Source organism: Adhaeretor mobilis, from assembly GCF_007741515.1.
Classification (GTDB): domain Bacteria; phylum Planctomycetota; class Planctomycetia; order Pirellulales; family Lacipirellulaceae; genus Adhaeretor; species Adhaeretor mobilis.
Genome location: NZ_CP036263.1, coordinates 2,940,983 through 2,958,214, shown reverse-complemented (window position 1 = coordinate 2,958,214; position 17,232 = coordinate 2,940,983). Strand labels below are relative to the sequence as shown.

Sequence of the window (17,232 nt, the reverse complement as noted above, 5' to 3'; positions counted from 1 at the left end):
GCTTGTTAGCAGGATAGCTGGGCGATCCCAAGAAAGGTCACCCTTCAGCAGCCCTAAGGTCGGGAAACCGCTGTCGTGGGGAGAACCTCGGATTGATTTACCGCAGTTCCCCCCTCATGATTGCTTTCGATTGACCTTGGAGCGGGCGATTTGTGATCGCTCGCGCTTCGTGAGACTTCGCTCCCAGCCAGCAGAGCTTTCGCATCAAGGGCCACGGCGAGCAACGTAGGCACGAGGATGAGCGTAAAAAACGTGGAGACCAACAGGCCGCCCAGCACTACGCTACCCAGCCCGCGATAAAGTTCGCTACCCGCTCCGGGGAAGACCACCAATGGCAACAGACCAAGGACGGTGGTGATGGTGGTCATGAAAATGGGGCGAATTCGTGTGCGAACGCTCTCTAGAATCGCTTCGCGCGGTTGCATATTGTCTTCACGCAGATGATTAAGCGCTTGGTGGACAATCAGAATTGGGTTGTTCACCACGGTTCCGATCAGCACCACAAAGCCCAGCATGGTTAACACGTCCAACGGTTGAAGCACAAACAAGTTGAGCATGCGCAGGCCAAGCAAGCCGCCGACGGCTCCCAAGGGCACACTCAGAATCACGACCAGTGGATAAAGCCAGCTTTCAAACAGCGCCGCCATGAGTAGGTAAGTAATCAGCAGAGCCATCAACACGTTGAAACGTAGCGATTCCCAAGTTTGCCGAAGCTTGTCGGCCGTGCCTGCTAGAGTGATACCGTAGTTCTCGCCCAAAGCGCCACTCTCACGGAGGGGAGCGACGATTTCTTTTTCAATATTGTTCATGGCATCTTCGAGCGCCACATCCGGGGGTGGCGAGACATTGATGGCGATCGAACGCACGCGTTCGCGGTGGTTAATTTGCTCGGGACCGCTGGAGAGCTCGACATCGGCCAGCGCATTGAGTGGCACGAGCTGCCCTATCGGGGTGGCCACGGGGGCAGCACCAATCAAGTGCGTTTGGTTGGCGAATCGCGTCTCGCCAATCAGCGTGAGATCAATCTTCTTGCCCTCGTAGAAATAGTCTCCCACGTAAGCCCCATCGACTAAGCAATCGACGGCAAACCCCAGTTCTGCCGAGTTAATTCCCATTTCGGCGGCTTGCAACAACTTGGGCAGCACATGAACTTCAGGACTAGAGAGATCGAGACTGGGAGTGGGTCGCGCTTGTGCGCCGGGCACGACTTGCATCACTTGACCAAAGACCTGCTGCCCGAGTCCAACCAGCTTCTCTACGTCAGGACCCGAGATTTCGACATCGATCGATCGCCCGGCACCTAATCCCCGTTCAAACAGGCTCGTCTGCTGGGCAAAAGCAATCGAACCGGGCAGCTTACCCCCAACACGAAACACTAGCGGCACCAGTTCGGCAGAGCGAAGCGGATCGCGTGCCCGCACCCCGAGAAATACGCTGCGGCCGCGGACCACGAAGAAAAAGTCCTCAATCGCGGGAGCATCCAGATCGCTGTCCGGCGTCGTGGCATCAACGTCCCAATAGGGGCGCAACTCATCTTCGACCACGGTGCCCAGGCTCATCAACTGGTCGGTATTGTAGCCGGGCGGCGGGATCACAAACCCGATGACTAGGTTGCGATTGCCCGTCGGCAAGTATTCTACACGCGGCCACAGTAGCCAGCTGAGTCCGAGCGACAGGCTGACCAAAGTGACGATGGTCAAAGTGCGGCGGAGTGCACTACGCTGTGCCCAGTCGTTGATGCCAACCACAAAGCCCGTCAGCCGACTTCCGAGCGTTTGGACTCCGCGCAGGACCTTGGAAGTTGAATCTTGTGGCGAGTCGCTATTTGCTATGTCCTCAGTGGCGCTCTTTGCTTTGTCACTCTCGTCTTCGTTGCCCTCCTCTTTCGAGCGACGGCCGGACTTGAAGAGCCGCGCCGAGGCGGTTGGAATCACCGTGACTGAAACGATCAACGAGAGTCCTACGGCTGCGCTAATTGCTAGGGCAATATCTCGGAACAACTGCCCTGCTTCTTGTTGCACAAAAACCACAGGCAAAAATACGGCGATAGTCGTCAAAGTGGAGGAAAGCACAGCGCCGGAGACTTCTTGCGTACCGCGTACCGCAGCTGTGAACGGTGGTTCCTCTAGTTCCGCGAAACGGCGGTAGATGTTCTCGAGTACCACTACCGCGTTGTCGACCAACATACCCACGGCAAACGCCAAGCCGGCCAGGCTGATGACATTGAGCGAACGCCCAAGCGAGTTTAGCACCAGGAAGGTGCCGATGATGCTGATCGGGATTGCCAATCCTACGACCATCGCGCCACGAGCAAACCAAAACCCTGCACTCAGCATCACGGCGAGCGTGACCACGAACCACCAAGGCGACAAGTAGGCAGCCGCCAACGCCGTGGCCAGCAGCAGAGGAATCGCGATGAGCGTGCGCACGCCCAGGTGCAGAAACGCCATCAACACGACCATCGTCAGAGCACCGCCGACGAAAATATTCTGTTGTACGAGGTTGACTGACGAATTAATGTAATCCGTCTCGTCGTAGACCTGCGAGAGCTGCAATCCGCGAGGTTCGAGCAGCGTGCGGTTGAGTTCCTCGTTAACTTTGCGCAGGCCCACCATCACATCTAGCACATTGGCGCCGGTCTCGCGGATGCAGTTGATGGCGATGCTCGATTCGCCAAATCGGCGCACCAGTCCGTCCGGCTTCTTGTAGCTCCGGCGCACCTCGGCCACGTCGCGCACAAAAACGGGCGCGCCATCTCGCACGGCTAGGAGCTGGTTCTCTACGTGTTCAGGCGAGTTGAACTCGCCGAGCGCCCGCACCACGTACCGCCGTTTGCCTTCCTCAAAGTATCCAGCAGAGGTGTCTTTGTTCTGTCCACGGAGCACATCACGGACTTGCCCGAGCGTGACGCTGCGTGAGGCGAGCTTTTCTGGGTCGACAATGACCTGCATTTCATCTTCGAGACCGCCGATCACGTTCGACAACGAAACGCCATCGACACGTTCGAACCGGGCTTCGATCTCATCTTCGACAAATCGCTTTAGTTTAGGAATCTCCAACTCAGGCGGGGGCAACAGCGTGGCTACCTCTGGGTGTTCTATGGCCAACTTTCTAAGTCGCAACATCAACAGACCAGAGTTATCTGCATTCCGGGCCTTATCGAGTTGCGACTTGAGATCGGGATGCTCGGCAACCAATTGGTCGATCCGCTCTTCGCTCGGCGGGAGAGCGCTCAAGATGAACCAGGCAATCGCGTTAGCGTTGGGATCGCTCGTCGCAATAACCGGCTCGTCAGCGTCTTCCGGGTAAACGGGCACCTGATTCAACCGGCCGTCGACCTTCGAGCGCAGGGTATCGATGTCCGCCCCCACGGCAAATTCCAACGTGATGACACCTTGTGAGTCGGAACTGGCCGAGGAGAGCTTTTGCAAGCCTTCCACACTCTTGAGCTGCTCTTCTTGCTCGACCACAATTTCGCGTTCCACCTCCTGCGGGCTAGCCCCGGGCCAACGTGTGGTGACTGTAATGGTGGGTATCTCCACCTCAGGCGTCAACTGCATCGGCATTTCAAACAGCGCAATCGTGCCGAATAGCGTCAACAGCAATACACCGACTGCTACCTTAATTGGATTGTGGACAAAGGCGTCTATGAGATTCATGCGAAACTTGTGCGGGGGTCATTGGGTGGGAAGATCGGCAATAATATTCAGCAGTCTTACTTGCGACTGGGGGATCAATCGCTCGTTGCCCTGGACTACGACAAATGCGTCAGGCTCGATGGCACCGAAGATCTGAATCCAGTCCCCATGAGCCACACCCAGTTCAATTACGACGGATTGCACCTTCCCCAAATCGCCTTCCTTGGTAGCATCGGCGACCGTGAACACCATCGGACGCGGTCCGCCAAGCACAATAGCGTCTTTGGGGACCAGCAGCGCCTGTTGTGGTTTTCCCACCGGCAGCGCTGCGCGAGCGACCATCCCGGCTTGGACCAAAGGGCCAGAGGAAGTGACTTCGTTTATAACTCGGATTTTCACCGGGAAGGTGCGAGAACGTTCATCCGCCTGCGGCACGACCGCTTCTACTTTGCCGATGAATACGCGGTCTGGCAAGGCAGGGATTTCCACGCGTACATCAGTGCCAAGTCGAATAAACGGCACGCTTTGTTCAACGACCTGCACCACGACATCCACCTCATCTAACGCGGCCACCTCGGCCACCGGATCGCCCCGGTTGACCCATTGACCTGCTTCGGTGTGTTCTTTCACAACATAACCTGCGAAGCGAGAAATAATCGTGTGCTTCTTGATTTGATCGGAGAGCTTCTCGACCACTGCCTGCTGGAAGGCGACTTGTGCCTTCCCTTGGTAGATCACCTCGGGCCGCGGGCCTGCGACTGCCAGTGCGTGAGCCGCCTTCATGTCTAGATAGAGCTCCTGCCGCTCAATCAACACTGCTCGGGCTTCCGCTAGCACGTCCTCAGTAACGGCTCCCCGAGTCTCTGCTGCGGTTTCCAACCGCTCCACACGAGCCTGCTGAAAGCGTTGTCGCGCATCGGCTGCGGCCATGCGCGAACGGGCTTGCTCTATTTCTTCTGGGCGCGTGCCGTTCTCTAGCTCTAATAATTGCTGCTGTCGAAGTTGCAATTCTGCCTCAGCCGAAGCTAACTCCAGCTTGATGGTTTCCGTCAGTAGCTGCGCTAATTTTTGCTTCGGTTCGACGCGGTCTCCTTCTTCGACCGGAAACTCGACGACGCGCCCATCGACTGCGCTGCCAATGATGGCGTGTCTGCTAGGCATCACAGTGCCAACAAAGCCCTGCGCAGCGGTCACGTTTCGCTGGGCGACCCTGGCAACAACCACCGGCGCAGGGGGCCGCTCAGGCTGCGCACGCACTTTGCCTGAGATTGCTACGTTCAGAGTTGCTAGGCACAGCAGCGCTGGTTTCAGCATGGGAGGACGTTGGAAGAATTCAGAAATCGCTAACATTCTCATTCACTTTGGTTAAGAGTCGTTTCAATTGTGCAATCTCCGCGCCACTCATGCCACGTACCGCTGCTGTGCGAACCTGCCGTGCACACTCGGCCACCTGTTGCCAAAGTGCCTCGGCCGAGGGGAGCAAATGTATTGAATTGCAACGCCGATCGTCGGGGCAACACTGCCGCTCGACCAACCCGCTGCGTTCCATGCGATTAAGAACCCCCACCAAGCTGGGTGGCTCGATCATCATCTTCCCCGCCAACTCAGATTGTGTCTGCGGACCATCTAACTCCAGAAAACCCAAGACCTGAGCCTGACGAAACGTGATCCCATGCGGCAAGAGACGCTCGGCGATTGCGCGGCTATAGCTCTGGTGAGCCAGCGTCAGCCAGACTCCGACACTCTCCTCAAAATCGTACTTCATGGGCCCTGCCGGAGAGATAGTTAACGCGTTAACTATCTTAGCCTCAGGGAATACTTATGGCAATTCACAGTGAAGTCCGTGCTAGAAGGATCCCAGAGGCCGAAACCACGTCATTATGACCGAGAAGCTCGGCTCGAACCTAGCGAAGGGTGACCGAGCCATTCTATCAAGAATGGCAGCTTGAACTCCGATTCAGACTCAATTTCTGAGAAACGAGGCAGTGAAGTCCATCCCCGAGAGGCGTTGGGGCGCCGGCAAGGTTTTTCCCAGCAACCGTAAGGTGGGTTGCCAAGGTGCGTTTCTGCTACGCGTCTGATGGTAGCGACCGGCGAGGCGATGAGATGCATCCGTCCGTCAGTAGTATCCGTCCGTAGAATTGCGGAGCCTTCCCTGACTCCCAACCTCGGACGCCGATCCGATCTGCTTGGCTAATTCCAATCCTTTGGCAATGTCGCGCTCGGCATAGACTTGGGTAACATCTGCAGCGCTGTGACCAAGGATGATCTGCACTGCCTCTAAGCCGAACTCTCTGCGGATCTCGATTACCGTCGCATGCAGGAGCCGGTTAGGGGCTCCAACGCGCTATGCCTGCCCTGTCACAGGGGCTAGCGGACCCCACGGTGAGAGCTGCTGGTCGAATAATGACCACCAACTGCTCTGTAGAAATCCTTCTCAGGGCAGAAATTACCGTTCCTGGCGTTCGGCCTAATATTAGAACCGCTACAGGGCCGCACTGTCGAACGTCGACAGGTAACTGAAACTCTTTGCTAGAAAGCCCTTAGAGAAAGTACACCCCGGAGGATTCGAACCTCCAACCTTCGGATTCGTAGTTTTCTGAAGTAGGCGGGTCGGCGTCCGAATAGGGTTTAAATGGCGGATACAGCCGAATCTCAGTTTCGGCAAATATGCTACCAGAGTCGATTAAAGGTCCAAAGTGGGTACACATTTCAGTGGGTACCCACCTACCGCGATACCAGTCCGCCCCCAACTTCACAAGCCGGCATCGCTCTGAATAGCAGCTGTTCTACCTAAGGCTCTCCTAAGTACGAATACTCAGTTGCCTCCCTGGGAGGCAACGTGTATCGAGTCTCAGACTAGTGGTGAAGCCAGACGGGGCCCAGTTTCTTCAAAGTGACGAAGTTCTGCGTAGATAGGAAAGTCACTCACCGCAGCCCTCGCATCGCAGCCGCTGTTGCTGCTCTTGATACTGACGCTCTAGTTCTCGCACTAGCGAAGCCATTCAAAGGCGATTAGTCACCGGTGTTAGAACGTCCGTCAGTCACTCTCTGTTGCTGAAGTTGGCCTGTTCCCCAAAAGCTGATCCATATGTTATGAGAGTCTCACCCGCCGATGATGGCAAGGAGACTCATGATGTCGAAACCTGGAAGAAAGAAGCGGCATTCGCCGGAGCAGATTGTCAAGAAGCTACGCGACGCCGACGTGATGCTCAACACGGGCAAAGACGTGGCTGCCGTGTTGCAGTCGATGGAGATTAGCGAAGCGACCTACCACCGCTGGCGTGCGCAGTACGGCGGTGTGAAGGCCGAAGAAGCGAAGCGACTGAAAGAGCTTGAAGACGAGAACAAGCGTCTGAAAGAGATCGTGGCTGACCAGCAACTCGACATAAAGATGCTGAAGCACCTGACAGAGGGAAACTGGTAAGCCCTGCTCGGAAGCGTGCGGCCGCCTCAGAACTTCAAGAGAAGTTCGAGGTCTCCCAACGCAGGGCTTGTTCAATGGTCGATCAGCCGCGTAGCAGCCAGCGTTACGCGGCGAAGCCGCGTGAAGATGAACAGAAGCTGGTGAAACGCATGCTCGAATTAGTACGTGAGAACTGCCGTTACGGCTATCGCCGGATTGCCGCTTTGTTGCGTCAAGAAGGCTGGCAGGTGAACATCAAGCGTGTCTATCGCCTGTGGCGTCAGGAAGGACTGAAAGTGCCTCAAAAGAAGCGGAAGCGGAGACGATTGGGCGTGAAAGAGAATGGCTGTTATCACCGTCGTGCTGAGCACAAGAATCATGTCTTGGCCTGGGACTTTATCTTTGATCGGACCACCAGCGGTAGCACGCTGAAGTGCTTATCGATCGTCGATGAATATACGCGAGAATGTTTAGCATTGAAGATCGATCGCAGCATCACCAGTGAGGATGTGCTCGATACACTGGCGGAGTTGTTTGCCATGCGTGGTGTGCCTCGGCACATTCGCAGCGACAATGGGCCCGAGTTCATTGCGAATGCCGTGCAGCGTTGGCTTAAGCAGTTAGAGATTGAGACGCTGTACGTGGCTCCTGGGAGCCCGTGGCAGAATGGTTATGCGGAGAGCTTTCACAGCCGCGTGCGTGACGAGTTCTTTGCGATTGAGGAGTTTGAGAACCTCGGGGAAGCACGCAAACTAGCTGCCGCTTGGAAAGAGAATTACAACCACCGTCGTCCGCACAGTTCGCTGGGGTACGTCGCCCCGGCAGAGAGATCCCCCAGTCCCTACTCTCATAAGCTGTAGTACAGGTTTTGAGGGCAGGTCACTGGTCAGTGCTAGATCCTTGAGAGCAGTAAGTTTGTTAGTCTTCGGCAGGCTTTGCCTTAAGCGTACTTAAATAGGCTACCAGATCGGCCAATTCAAGCGGTGAAATCAGTCTGTGCAGACCACTAGGCATTAGAGAGACATCGAGTTTCTCAAATTCTTCTAGTTCATCCCGCCGAAGCTCTCGCACCAAGGCCTTGTCAGTCTTGAGCGTGATCGTCTCTTCTGACTCACTAATTAGAATGCCAGTAATCGCTAACCCCCCATCGGTAACCGCTATATAGGATTCGTAATTATGGCTAATTGCAGCACTGGGGAAGAGGATTGACTCGTACATGCCTGTGCGACTGAGCTTGTTGCCGATTTCAGCTAGTGATGGCCCAATCTCGTTGCCTTCATTACCGAATTTGTGACACGACGCGCAATTGGCTTTGCCCAAAAAAAGCTGCTTGCCGCGATCAGGGGCCCCTGGCAATCTCATCCACTCAGCTATTGGCAATTGTTCCGATTCAGTCTGATCGCCTTCCGATTGTAGCAAAACTACGCGCTGACTAAGCTCTGTCCACGGGCTAGTTTTCAATGCAAAATGAAGTGTTCTTCGCATTGACTGATCTAGCTGGTCTTTCTCAGCGAGCTTCACAAGTTGCTCAGCTCCTGACTTGCTAGTTGCGATTGACCGAATTGCCTCACGGCGTAAATCAGGATCAACATTCGAGTCATTGACTAAGGGCTCTAATAGCTTCAGAGCTTTAGGCTCCATCGTCAATGCAAGCATTCGAGCTAACTGCGTGCCAGAGATGCCCCCTGAGCTGAGTTGTGACTCAAGTGGCTCGGTAAAACTTTGCTGCACTAGGAAACGCAATAGCTCTACTCCCTTGCCTGTATCAGCAAACTTGCCCAAAGATTGCGTATACAGATCAATGTAGCGACTCTCAACCTGATACTGCATTACCAGGAAATTGCGTGTGTCGTCGTGGGTGATATTCTCTAGCACTTGAGAGAGAACTTGATGAAATCGGGGACCTAAGGTTTCAGGAGATAACCGTTTTAGTGCTTCACTGGCAATCAACTCCCACCTCTGAGGAGGTAAATCCCGGCTATTTTCTATCAGGTCCAACAACAGTGTGTTGCGATTCTTTGCCTCATTGAAGTCGATAGCACGAAGAAGCATTGGCAACTCCTCACTGGGAGTTGCAGGATCAGCCAACAAAGCTGTTAGCATCTCTAAGGTTCTCGTGCCTCGTGATCGCCAAATCAATTTACGCCCGGCAGGTGTTCGCCAAGCCTCGCTGCCAACACGATTAAGCCACTTATCTAGACAACGATCCCACTGCATCTCAGCTGATAAGCCTAGTGCTTCCAGATACCAACGGTCGGTCCCGTCAAACTGTTCAGCAAGCCGTGCCCACAGTTCACAGGAAAAACTGTGCTGGTAATAGCGTCGTAGCGCGATTGCTGCTGCCCGCTGCACTAGTGTGGAAGGGTCATCGACTAATTCATCCAGCAATGACTGAGCAGTCACGATATCCAAATTCGTCGTCATGCGAGTTGCTGCTGCACGCACACGCTCATCCGGATCTTTGGCTGCTTGCTTCAGATGACTTGCACCACTCTCCGGCAGAAGGGTTAACAGCCAATAGGCACGTGCACGCGCTCGCGCATCAGCATTGTGAGAGAGCTTCAATAGTGCTTTCTCCGCCCCAACTCCCTTTGCAGCCAACGCAGACCAAGCTGAGAAGCGAGCGGAACTGTTACCGCTACACAAAGCAAGGCAGGCACTGTCTGGGTTTTCATAATCTACCTTACTGCAGTGGTATTTGGATCCTCTAGGCGCTATGCGATAGATCCGTCCACGATCGATGTCTGCCTGACGGTGCCCTCCTAATCCTGGATCATACCAGTCAGCAATCAATAATGAGCCATCCGGTGCGGTCGAACTATCAACGGGACGAAACCATGGATCGTTACGACCATCGATCAGCTCAATCGTTTCTGCTGTATAGCCAGAATCCTGCTTAACAGGTAAGTAAACACGCACTACGTTGTGCCCTGGATCACAGTGAACAACTCCCCCTCTAATGCGATTCGGTAACAAGTCAGCCTCATAGACCTCAACTCCTGCTGGCGAACCACTGCCGTTGTTGAGTACGTTAGGAATCGAGCCAGGATCATTTTGATGCCAATGACGTTCTGGGATTTCCAAGCTCATTCCCATTCGGCTGTTTGTGCGCCAACTCTTCCCGCTTACCTCGTCTGTATAACCGTAATTGCCACCGTTGAGAGTGTAGCAGAATCGTGTTCCGCGATTACCATCGTCATCGTTATCGGTAAACCATACACGTCCAAAAGCATCGACGGTCAGCTCATAACTGTTGCGGATATTGTGGGCCAAGACTTCAAACTCTTTGCCAGATAGGTCTTGCCGAAAAGCCATGCCTTGTCTATACGGATTACCATTCTTTTGCACGGTGCGACCGAAGATGTCCACTACGGCTTTTCCATCTGGCTTGAAAACGCCGTGGTGCTCGTTCCCTATATTCCAATAGAGGCATCCGTCCGGACCAAAAACAAACGCATGCGCTGAGTGATCGTGTTGCAAGACTCCCGTGTTAGTGAAGAGTAAGGACTTCTTATCGGCTCGACCATCACCATCTTCGTCGGTAAACATAAATATGTTAGGAGAACAGCTGACGATGACTTTGTTGCCCAGCACACAAATCCCCATTGCCGAATTGACGTCGTGACCTTGGTAGAATACAGTTGAGATGTCCGCCAGCCCATCACCGTCCTTATCTTCTAGAATCAGAATGCGATCACCAGCAACTCGTTTCCCTTGGTTCTTGCGATAGTTAACTACATCGCATACCCACACGCGTCCGAGGTCATCGACAGTGATATTCGTCGGATTAGCAATCATCGGCTCAGATGCAAATACTTGAACCTCAAGCTTATCTAAGACCTTGAATGAAGCAACGGTTTGCTCCGCTGTTCGGGGGCCATCGGCGCGCACGAGCTTACTTTCGCATAGCCATGCAGACCAGCAGGTAACGAGTAGTAGAGCTATTCGAGGGAGCGAAGAATTCACCATTGCTCGTCGTCCAAAGTAGCGCGTAGTCTTCGCCGTCGCTAGGCCAATCATAATATTGCAGTGAGAGTCGCTTAGTGCGACACCAATCTCAATATTCTTTGATATGCAACGTTGAGCTGCTAGGTTGCGTTTCACAATGGACTCTTTGCTGTAGGGTAGGATGGGTTTAATAGTGTGAGAAATGCCTGACGTAGTTCACACGACAAACTGAGTGTATGAAGAATGCCATTCAAAAGAAGGCTAACTTTTAAACGCATTCTCATCTGAATCAGCGCGATTAAAGGGTAGTGTCACGTACGGATTTGACATAGGCGCGGTTTAGGCAGATTGTTTTTGGACGGTATGGCCTGTTGATTGAGGTTTTGGAGATCGTTGTGGACAGATTAGTGCAGAAGTGGCTTCTCAGGTATCACCACAGTTTCATCACAGAGTTGAGTTCGGGGCTGTAGGCGAGAGCTTTGCCAAGCTCACATGATCGTCACTCGCAATGCTTCGACAAAGTGCCAGTACTGGCACTCCGATTGACGGCCTGCTGTGGCGCATGAATCCTTCTTTGCCCACTTCAAAGCCTCACCGCATGCTCGGCACTAAGCCGTTCACGTTTCAGCATCGAGAGTCTCCTTTAGACCACCATTGACAGCTTGAATCTCATGCAATGTGGATCACTGGGAAAGATGGCCATCCCCAGCTGCTGAACCAGTCATTCCAACCTAGCTGCTCACGGTCTCTAATTACTAATCATCGGTTCGAGACTTATCTGTAGGTCTTTCTCTGCTAAATAACCAACACATTCTCGCCACAGTTCTATGCAAGCAGGCCTGTAATTCATGCCTATTTCATCCAGCTCTCTTGAGTTGCGGTGTTTGTTCATATTTGCGAGTGGGAAGATCAAAATCAATTCGGCTCCGTTATCTACTTGCACTTTAAACCGCTTTAGGGTCGCTTTAGGATCTTGAGATTTTAGGCTGCCATATCGGGTCAGTTCTATCATCCCGCCTAGCTTGCTCCCGTGTTTGTTAGTACTTGGCTTTAATTTCATTAGGTTGTGACCAGTCATATATCCTGCAACCAAATAATCGAGTTTCGGTATGCCAGCTATTTTGTCTGGGTCCGCGCCGGTTTCGCGACAAAACCAAAAAGTTGGCGCACTGACCATTGAGCCTTTCCAGTTTGGATTGTCTGAGAACACTTTCTCTGCCAACTCAATTTGTGAACTATAGAGTTTCACCAGAAGTCCTTCACGCCAATCATACCAATGCATCCACAAACTACTGTCTGGCCAATTATTGTCGGGCACTAACCAATCAGAATTGTGCTTCGTAAGTGGTATTGCAGGTAACCCCATATTGGCTTTTGAGTTTGGAGCAACAACTTTCGTGGTTACTGGAAACTTGGCGTTATCCGCATCTGGATAGCTGCGATTCTTAAGAAACTCGCGAAAAGACTCCAGGGCAGCCACCGAATATGTTGGACTAGTCCAGTACGTACTTATTCGCTGGAAGTGTGCTTTTTCTCCGGGGTCTCCAAGAATAGTTTCGTCAATGTAGTACAACTCTCGCGGTTTAAGTAAATTCATGATTCTCTCATAGCGGTCATAAAGCTCGCTATAGGATTCAGGATTGCATAAATCCCAGCTTCCTTTGGAAATCTTTCTCAGCCCAGTTTTCGGATCGAGTTGAAAGGCATTCCATGTTTCTCCATCAGACTTCGAATACAGAGTCTTCGGTTTTACTCCTAAGGCAACGCCGATACCATTCTTGTGTATAATTTCGGCCACGCTTATGTAGAATTTCAACGCTTCGGAATTCCCTAGTATTCCATTCTCCCAGATTGAAGGTCCTGACCAAGCTATATTGATGGGGGTTTGCTTCATGGATGCATAGAAGTCTTCTATTTCTCTCAAACTGTTCCGGTGGCTACTATACTTGAATGCGTCACCTAGACCGACGGTTAATACTTTCTGAGCGTGAAGTGATGGTGTGGTCAACAGCAACAACCATATTGTTGATCCGTAGATGATGCGTTTCATGAATTTACCTATTCTCGGAAAACTAAAATCCCTGAGTCACCGTGACGTACTTCTATTTCTATTGGACATTCGGGAGTTGCACGGTTTACGCCAAGTAATACTTCGCACATGTGAGGTTAAACCGTGGCAGATGGCATTTCCGTTTCAGCAACTTGATCCTGCTTGCCCCTCCAGCATCCTGACTCTCCTCGTGTGAACTTCTCGGTAAGATGGCTTTCAATCTGCCGACGCTTCCACCCCCTGGAGATTCTCTTGTCGATTGCTTCTAGCGAAATAGCTTCAACAACCGGATCCGACGCCTCGACACTCATAGCACCAACTGCGACAGCCTTTTCGAGGGCCTCACCAGGGTTTGCATCCCGGGATATCGCGGCAAGAAATCCTGCGATCGTTCGATCGCCGGCCCCATTGGTGGAGGCAACTTCCACCTCGAAGCACGGAGCATACAGCTCGCGGGCCACCCACTCTGCTAGGTCTCGTTTCCCATCATAGAATCCGTGAGTAATCCTCTCTGCGTCCGAGGAGCTTTTCAAATAGAGGCCGTGCGAACCAAGTTTCAATACGACAATACCTGCTCCCAACGAAATCAAGCGATCCGCAGTTTGACTCAACAGGTCATGATCGAAGGTATCAACTTGCCCCGCTTCTGCCAGCTCGTGATGACGTGTGGGATCAAGCATGAAGAGGACCTCTTCGAGGCTCGGCATAAATAGAGCTACATGGGGCAACACGCGTTCTAGCCATGCGCTCCAGTTAATTTCTCCAGCCGGAGCAGTCGGGTCGGGCATCGCCATGTCGAGCGATGTCATGGGGCCCTGCTCTTTGACACTTCGAAAGAGCCTTGCCATTGCTGTTCCGCCATCCTCCCAGAATCGCTGCATGAGCGGTGGATACCCAAAGTGAAATAGCTTTGCGCCTTTGAGCAGCTCAAGCTGAATGTCTTCTGCCGAGAAAGTATCATTCGCCGCTGGAAAATGCAGGAAGGAACGATCAACACCCGATGGCATAATCACGATCGAATAACTGGCATGCTCACCTGGAGCAACAATCATCCCGTCTGCAAGGTCACTGCTGGTGTTCTGTAGAATGTTGAGTATCTCATTTCCAAAAGAGTCATCGCCGATTTTTCCCATCAGGGATGTTCGCACGCCAAGCTGATGTAGTGTCAGACCTACATTGGCAACACAACCTCCGGTAACGTGAGCTGCCGGGCCAATTACTTTTAACTTGCCCGGTTCAATAAGGGTGTTCGCTGAAACGGTCTCTTGAGGGAACTCTGGAATAATGTCCAAGCAGATGTGGCCGGCGACAACGACTTCAGGCCTCGGCCTCTCGGGCCCTTTTTCCTGACTCTCTCGCCCCGAAACGGCTGAGGTCGTCTTGCTGGAATAGTCGAAGTAGCGATTGGTCGCATGTAGGTCTTCTTCTAAGGTGCGAAACGGCCTTATGCCAAGACCTGCTAGGTCGTTGTGGTAAGAGCGAACTGCTTCTGCCGCATCGGTAAACTGGCCATCAGCCAAGTAGCGGAGATGCTTGATAAAGGTGAGTTGATGCTCGGAATTGTTGATCATTCGACCATAAAGGGCCACACGAGCACCATATTTTTTGGCTTCCCACAACTGCTGGAAGGCGTCATAGGTTGTGCCGGATGAACCGCCGAGAATCCCCACCACGAGCGAAGAATCGTAACTGACCAGCTCCTCTAGCGATGCGGCGCCGTGATAAACCATCTTCAGAAACAGTGGACGACCTCGCTCCGTAACGCCAGCCAGTGCTCTCACGATATGGTCGTTAACAAACGAACCTACGTCTGCGATAGGATTGACGGGGCAGTTCGGATCAAAGATTTCCAGAAAGTGGCGAAATCCTTTGCGTTCGGCTTCCAGACAGAATTCGCGATAAGCTGAAAGAGCTTGTGCATCGAGCACGGTGTCGTTATTGAAGGTGATCGAATAGAGACCCAGGTCTGCTCCAAGCTGACGTTCTTCCCGCTGGCAGTCCGCCTTACCGCACATGGCATGGTCGATCGAGGCAGAACGAAATGGACGTGACGGTTGCTCCGAGTAGATGCCTCCCCGTGCCAGCCAGATATCGGTCGTGTCATTAGCACGAATTGCAGGGGTGACACGACTTTGGTCAAACAGACGCTCGTTGAGGGTGAGCACTTCGTTGGTACTCGCACTCATCAGCATGATGTCGATGAGACCTTGCTGAGTGTTTTGGCGAATGATGTCGCGATACTCTTGCAACGATCGGAATTGTTTCGATTCTAAGTTCTTGCCGGGAGCAGCAATCCCGAAGGCCATGTCCGCATCCTTAGCGTCGGCAAGAAGGAACTCATCGCAGGAAGGATCGTCGAGAATGCGAGTTAGCTTCTCATCCAACGTCTTATTGGCATGGTCTGGCATATCGTTGACTGTACAGTTCTTTCAGAAAGCTAAGCTAACAGGAGTGCTATTACCGTGCTGATTACGTCACCATTGCTTCAATGCATCTCTGTTTCGACGCTGCCGATTCCACCACGATAGAAGTTGAAACGGACTTGGGGATGATCGGCCAGCAGCGACATCGGTACAGAACTATCGGGGATCTGTTTCGCAATCATCAAGGCACTCAATCGCATGCCAAACGGGTTGTCGTGGTGACCCGGATGCCAAATCGACACACAATCGGCCTTCCAAGTCTCTACGGGGCCGACCGTTGCGGCGCGAATGGGCACTTGGGGAACGTAGCCCCCTCCTGAGGTACGCGCATTCTGGATGACCGTCATGGGATGCAAGTCGGTGATGCGGGTTCCTAACTGGCGATACTCTTCAGGTGTTGGTGGTGCATCCTGATAATCGCCTTCTCGCTTAGGCGGATCGTTAAATGCCCAATGCTTGACTTCGCCTTGTCCACCTTGCATCAGTGCGCATCGCACTTCATCGTAGCTCTTGGAGTAGGCCTCCAAGTCCGTCGGGAAGTGTATGTTTTCTGTGGGCATCAAGAGTTCAGGTCGAATGCGGTTAAAGCAAAGTTCCATGTCGGCTTTGGCAAACGAGAGAGGATGATCGGTGGCGACCGGCTTACCATCTTCGATCCATTCATCCATCCCCCAAAAGTGAGCGTCATGGAGTTTGAGGTCGAGCGCGTTAACCATCCGTGCCACGAGAGGCAATTGTTCCGTCGGACCAATCGGACCGCAAATCCCTACAGGATTGTCGGGGGTCGCTTGCCGCCAAACCTGAATGTATTCGAGTGCTTCGGCGCAGAAGAATTCCTCCAGGGTGTCGTAGAGGGTCACGACGAATCCGTCTCGCGATAGCCCCGTCAGATCGTCAGCCGTTAGTCGAGCCGCATCTTTGAGAATCTCCGAGTCGAGTGTCGTATAGTCCCACCAGCCAGGTGCCACTTTGCTTATTGGACGTCCCATCGTTCTAACTTGCCTCCTAATAGTTCGTGCAGAATGTCGGTTTGAGGAAACGGATGTCCCCGGTGTTGGATGAAGGCTTCGGCATACTCGGTGCCAAGTTCGGTGCCTCGCTGCTTACTGTGCCGTTTCATCGACTCAATGTATTCATCCATGCCGTGGTGGGAGCGTAGCCACTCACGCTGCGAAGCGTGACAGGCGAGCATCTCGCTCTTCCGGTCAATCTGTTCTGAAATATCGATTCGAACAGACGGCTTCACCAGCTCTCCAGAGTAGGGGTCGCTCCCCTCGATCGGATCGCAATAGTAGAGCCAAGGGATAGTCGAGCCTGCCAGAAGAGGCAATGGTGACGCATTGGGTATCGGGAAACCAAAAGCGGCACTGCGAGCCAGTTGATGCACTTGCTCGTGGTCGAGCATGTAGTCGTGACGCGGATGCGTGAAGACCAGGGAGGGGGCTACTCGACGGAACAAGTCAATTGCCTTTCGATTCGTCTCTTTCTCAAACACGACATTGACATCGCGTTCCTCCAGGCAGTGATAAGTGGCGCCGAGTACCCGAGCGGCAGCGACCCCTTCGGCGCGACGTATCTTTGCTATTTCTTCTGGAGGCAAGGAGGCTGACCCGCAATCACCGGGAGTCGCGGTCGCAATGTGCGTTTCCCAGCCCAGCTTGGCAAGACGTAGCAGGGTGCCAGCACAGAGAATCTCCGCGTCGTCGGGATGTGCTAGGAAGGCTAATGCGACACGTCGGGTTGTCAGGGTGGAACTGGCCATAGAAT

9 protein-coding genes are annotated in these 17,232 nt (G+C 53.1%); 1 reads left to right on the top strand and 8 read right to left on the bottom strand.

Features of this window, described 5'->3' with window-relative positions:
- Nucleotides 1-53 precede the first annotated feature (53 nt).
- Genes HG15A2_RS11625 through HG15A2_RS11615 form a run of 3 tightly spaced genes read right to left on the bottom strand, consistent with a single transcriptional unit; the run spans nt 54 to nt 5,403 of the window.
- Nucleotides 54-3,659, bottom strand: a complete 3,606-nt coding sequence (locus HG15A2_RS11625) for an efflux RND transporter permease subunit (RefSeq protein ID WP_145060412.1) — start codon at nt 3,657-3,659, stop codon at nt 54-56.
- 18 nt (nt 3,660-3,677) lie between these two features.
- Nucleotides 3,678-4,988, bottom strand: coding sequence for an efflux RND transporter periplasmic adaptor subunit (locus HG15A2_RS11620; RefSeq protein WP_218932522.1), 1,311 nt, complete (start codon nt 4,986-4,988; stop codon nt 3,678-3,680).
- Nucleotides 4,972-5,403 (bottom strand): MarR family winged helix-turn-helix transcriptional regulator, encoded by a 432-nt coding sequence (locus tag HG15A2_RS11615; RefSeq protein ID WP_145060411.1) that lies wholly within the window; start codon nt 5,401-5,403, stop codon nt 4,972-4,974. The genes HG15A2_RS11620 and HG15A2_RS11615 overlap by 17 nt, the downstream gene beginning before the upstream one ends.
- A 1,371-nt stretch (nt 5,404-6,774) precedes the next feature.
- Here HG15A2_RS11615 and HG15A2_RS11605 point away from each other — a divergent pair.
- A protein-coding gene (locus tag HG15A2_RS11605) for an IS3 family transposase (RefSeq protein ID WP_145060410.1) occupies nt 6,775-7,904 on the top strand; the annotation gives its coding sequence in 2 pieces (ribosomal slippage) (nt 6,775-7,048 and nt 7,048-7,904; 1,131 coding nt in all).
- A gap of 58 nt (nt 7,905-7,962) precedes the next feature.
- On the opposite strand, the gene HG15A2_RS11600 is transcribed toward HG15A2_RS11605, so the two are convergent.
- The 5 genes from HG15A2_RS11600 to HG15A2_RS11580 form a co-directional block, all read right to left on the bottom strand.
- Nucleotides 7,963-11,013, bottom strand: a complete 3,051-nt coding sequence (locus tag HG15A2_RS11600; protein ID WP_261342163.1) for a PVC-type heme-binding CxxCH protein — start codon at nt 11,011-11,013, stop codon at nt 7,963-7,965.
- A 727-nt stretch (nt 11,014-11,740) separates the two neighbouring features.
- Nucleotides 11,741-13,042: a hypothetical protein gene (locus tag HG15A2_RS11595; protein ID WP_145060408.1), complete on the bottom strand. Its 1,302-nt coding sequence runs from the start codon at nt 13,040-13,042 to the stop codon at nt 11,741-11,743.
- Between the two features lie 116 nt (nt 13,043-13,158).
- Entirely contained in the window at nt 13,159-15,450 is a 2,292-nt protein-coding gene (locus tag HG15A2_RS23965; protein ID WP_218932520.1) for a carbohydrate kinase family protein, read from the bottom strand.
- A 77-nt stretch (nt 15,451-15,527) separates the two neighbouring features.
- Entirely contained in the window at nt 15,528-16,454 is a 927-nt protein-coding gene (locus HG15A2_RS11585) for a sugar phosphate isomerase family (protein ID WP_145060407.1), read from the bottom strand.
- On the bottom strand, nt 16,439-17,227 hold the full coding sequence (locus HG15A2_RS11580; protein WP_145060406.1) for a PIG-L deacetylase family protein: 789 nt from the start codon (nt 17,225-17,227) through the stop codon (nt 16,439-16,441). Before HG15A2_RS11580 ends, HG15A2_RS11585 begins: the two co-directional genes overlap by 16 nt.
- Between the last annotated feature and the right edge of the window lie 5 nt (nt 17,228-17,232).

Excerpts from the sequence above, each read along its gene's own strand:
- HG15A2_RS11585 (WP_145060407.1), bottom strand. The coding sequence starts at position 16,454 with ATGGGACGTCCAATAAGCAAAGTGGCACCTGGCTGGTGGGACTATACG.
- HG15A2_RS11615 (WP_145060411.1), bottom strand. The coding sequence starts at position 5,403 with ATGAAGTACGATTTTGAGGAGAGTGTCGGAGTCTGGCTGACGCTGGCT.
- HG15A2_RS11600 (WP_261342163.1), bottom strand. The coding sequence starts at position 11,013 with ATGGTGAATTCTTCGCTCCCTCGAATAGCTCTACTACTCGTTACCTGC.
- HG15A2_RS11620 (WP_218932522.1), bottom strand. The coding sequence starts at position 4,988 with ATGTTAGCGATTTCTGAATTCTTCCAACGTCCTCCCATGCTGAAACCA.
- HG15A2_RS11625 (WP_145060412.1), bottom strand. The coding sequence starts at position 3,659 with ATGAATCTCATAGACGCCTTTGTCCACAATCCAATTAAGGTAGCAGTC.
- HG15A2_RS11580 (WP_145060406.1), bottom strand. The coding sequence starts at position 17,227 with ATGGCCAGTTCCACCCTGACAACCCGACGTGTCGCATTAGCCTTCCTA.
- HG15A2_RS23965 (WP_218932520.1), bottom strand. The coding sequence starts at position 15,450 with ATGCCAGACCATGCCAATAAGACGTTGGATGAGAAGCTAACTCGCATT.
- HG15A2_RS11595 (WP_145060408.1), bottom strand. The coding sequence starts at position 13,042 with ATGAAACGCATCATCTACGGATCAACAATATGGTTGTTGCTGTTGACC.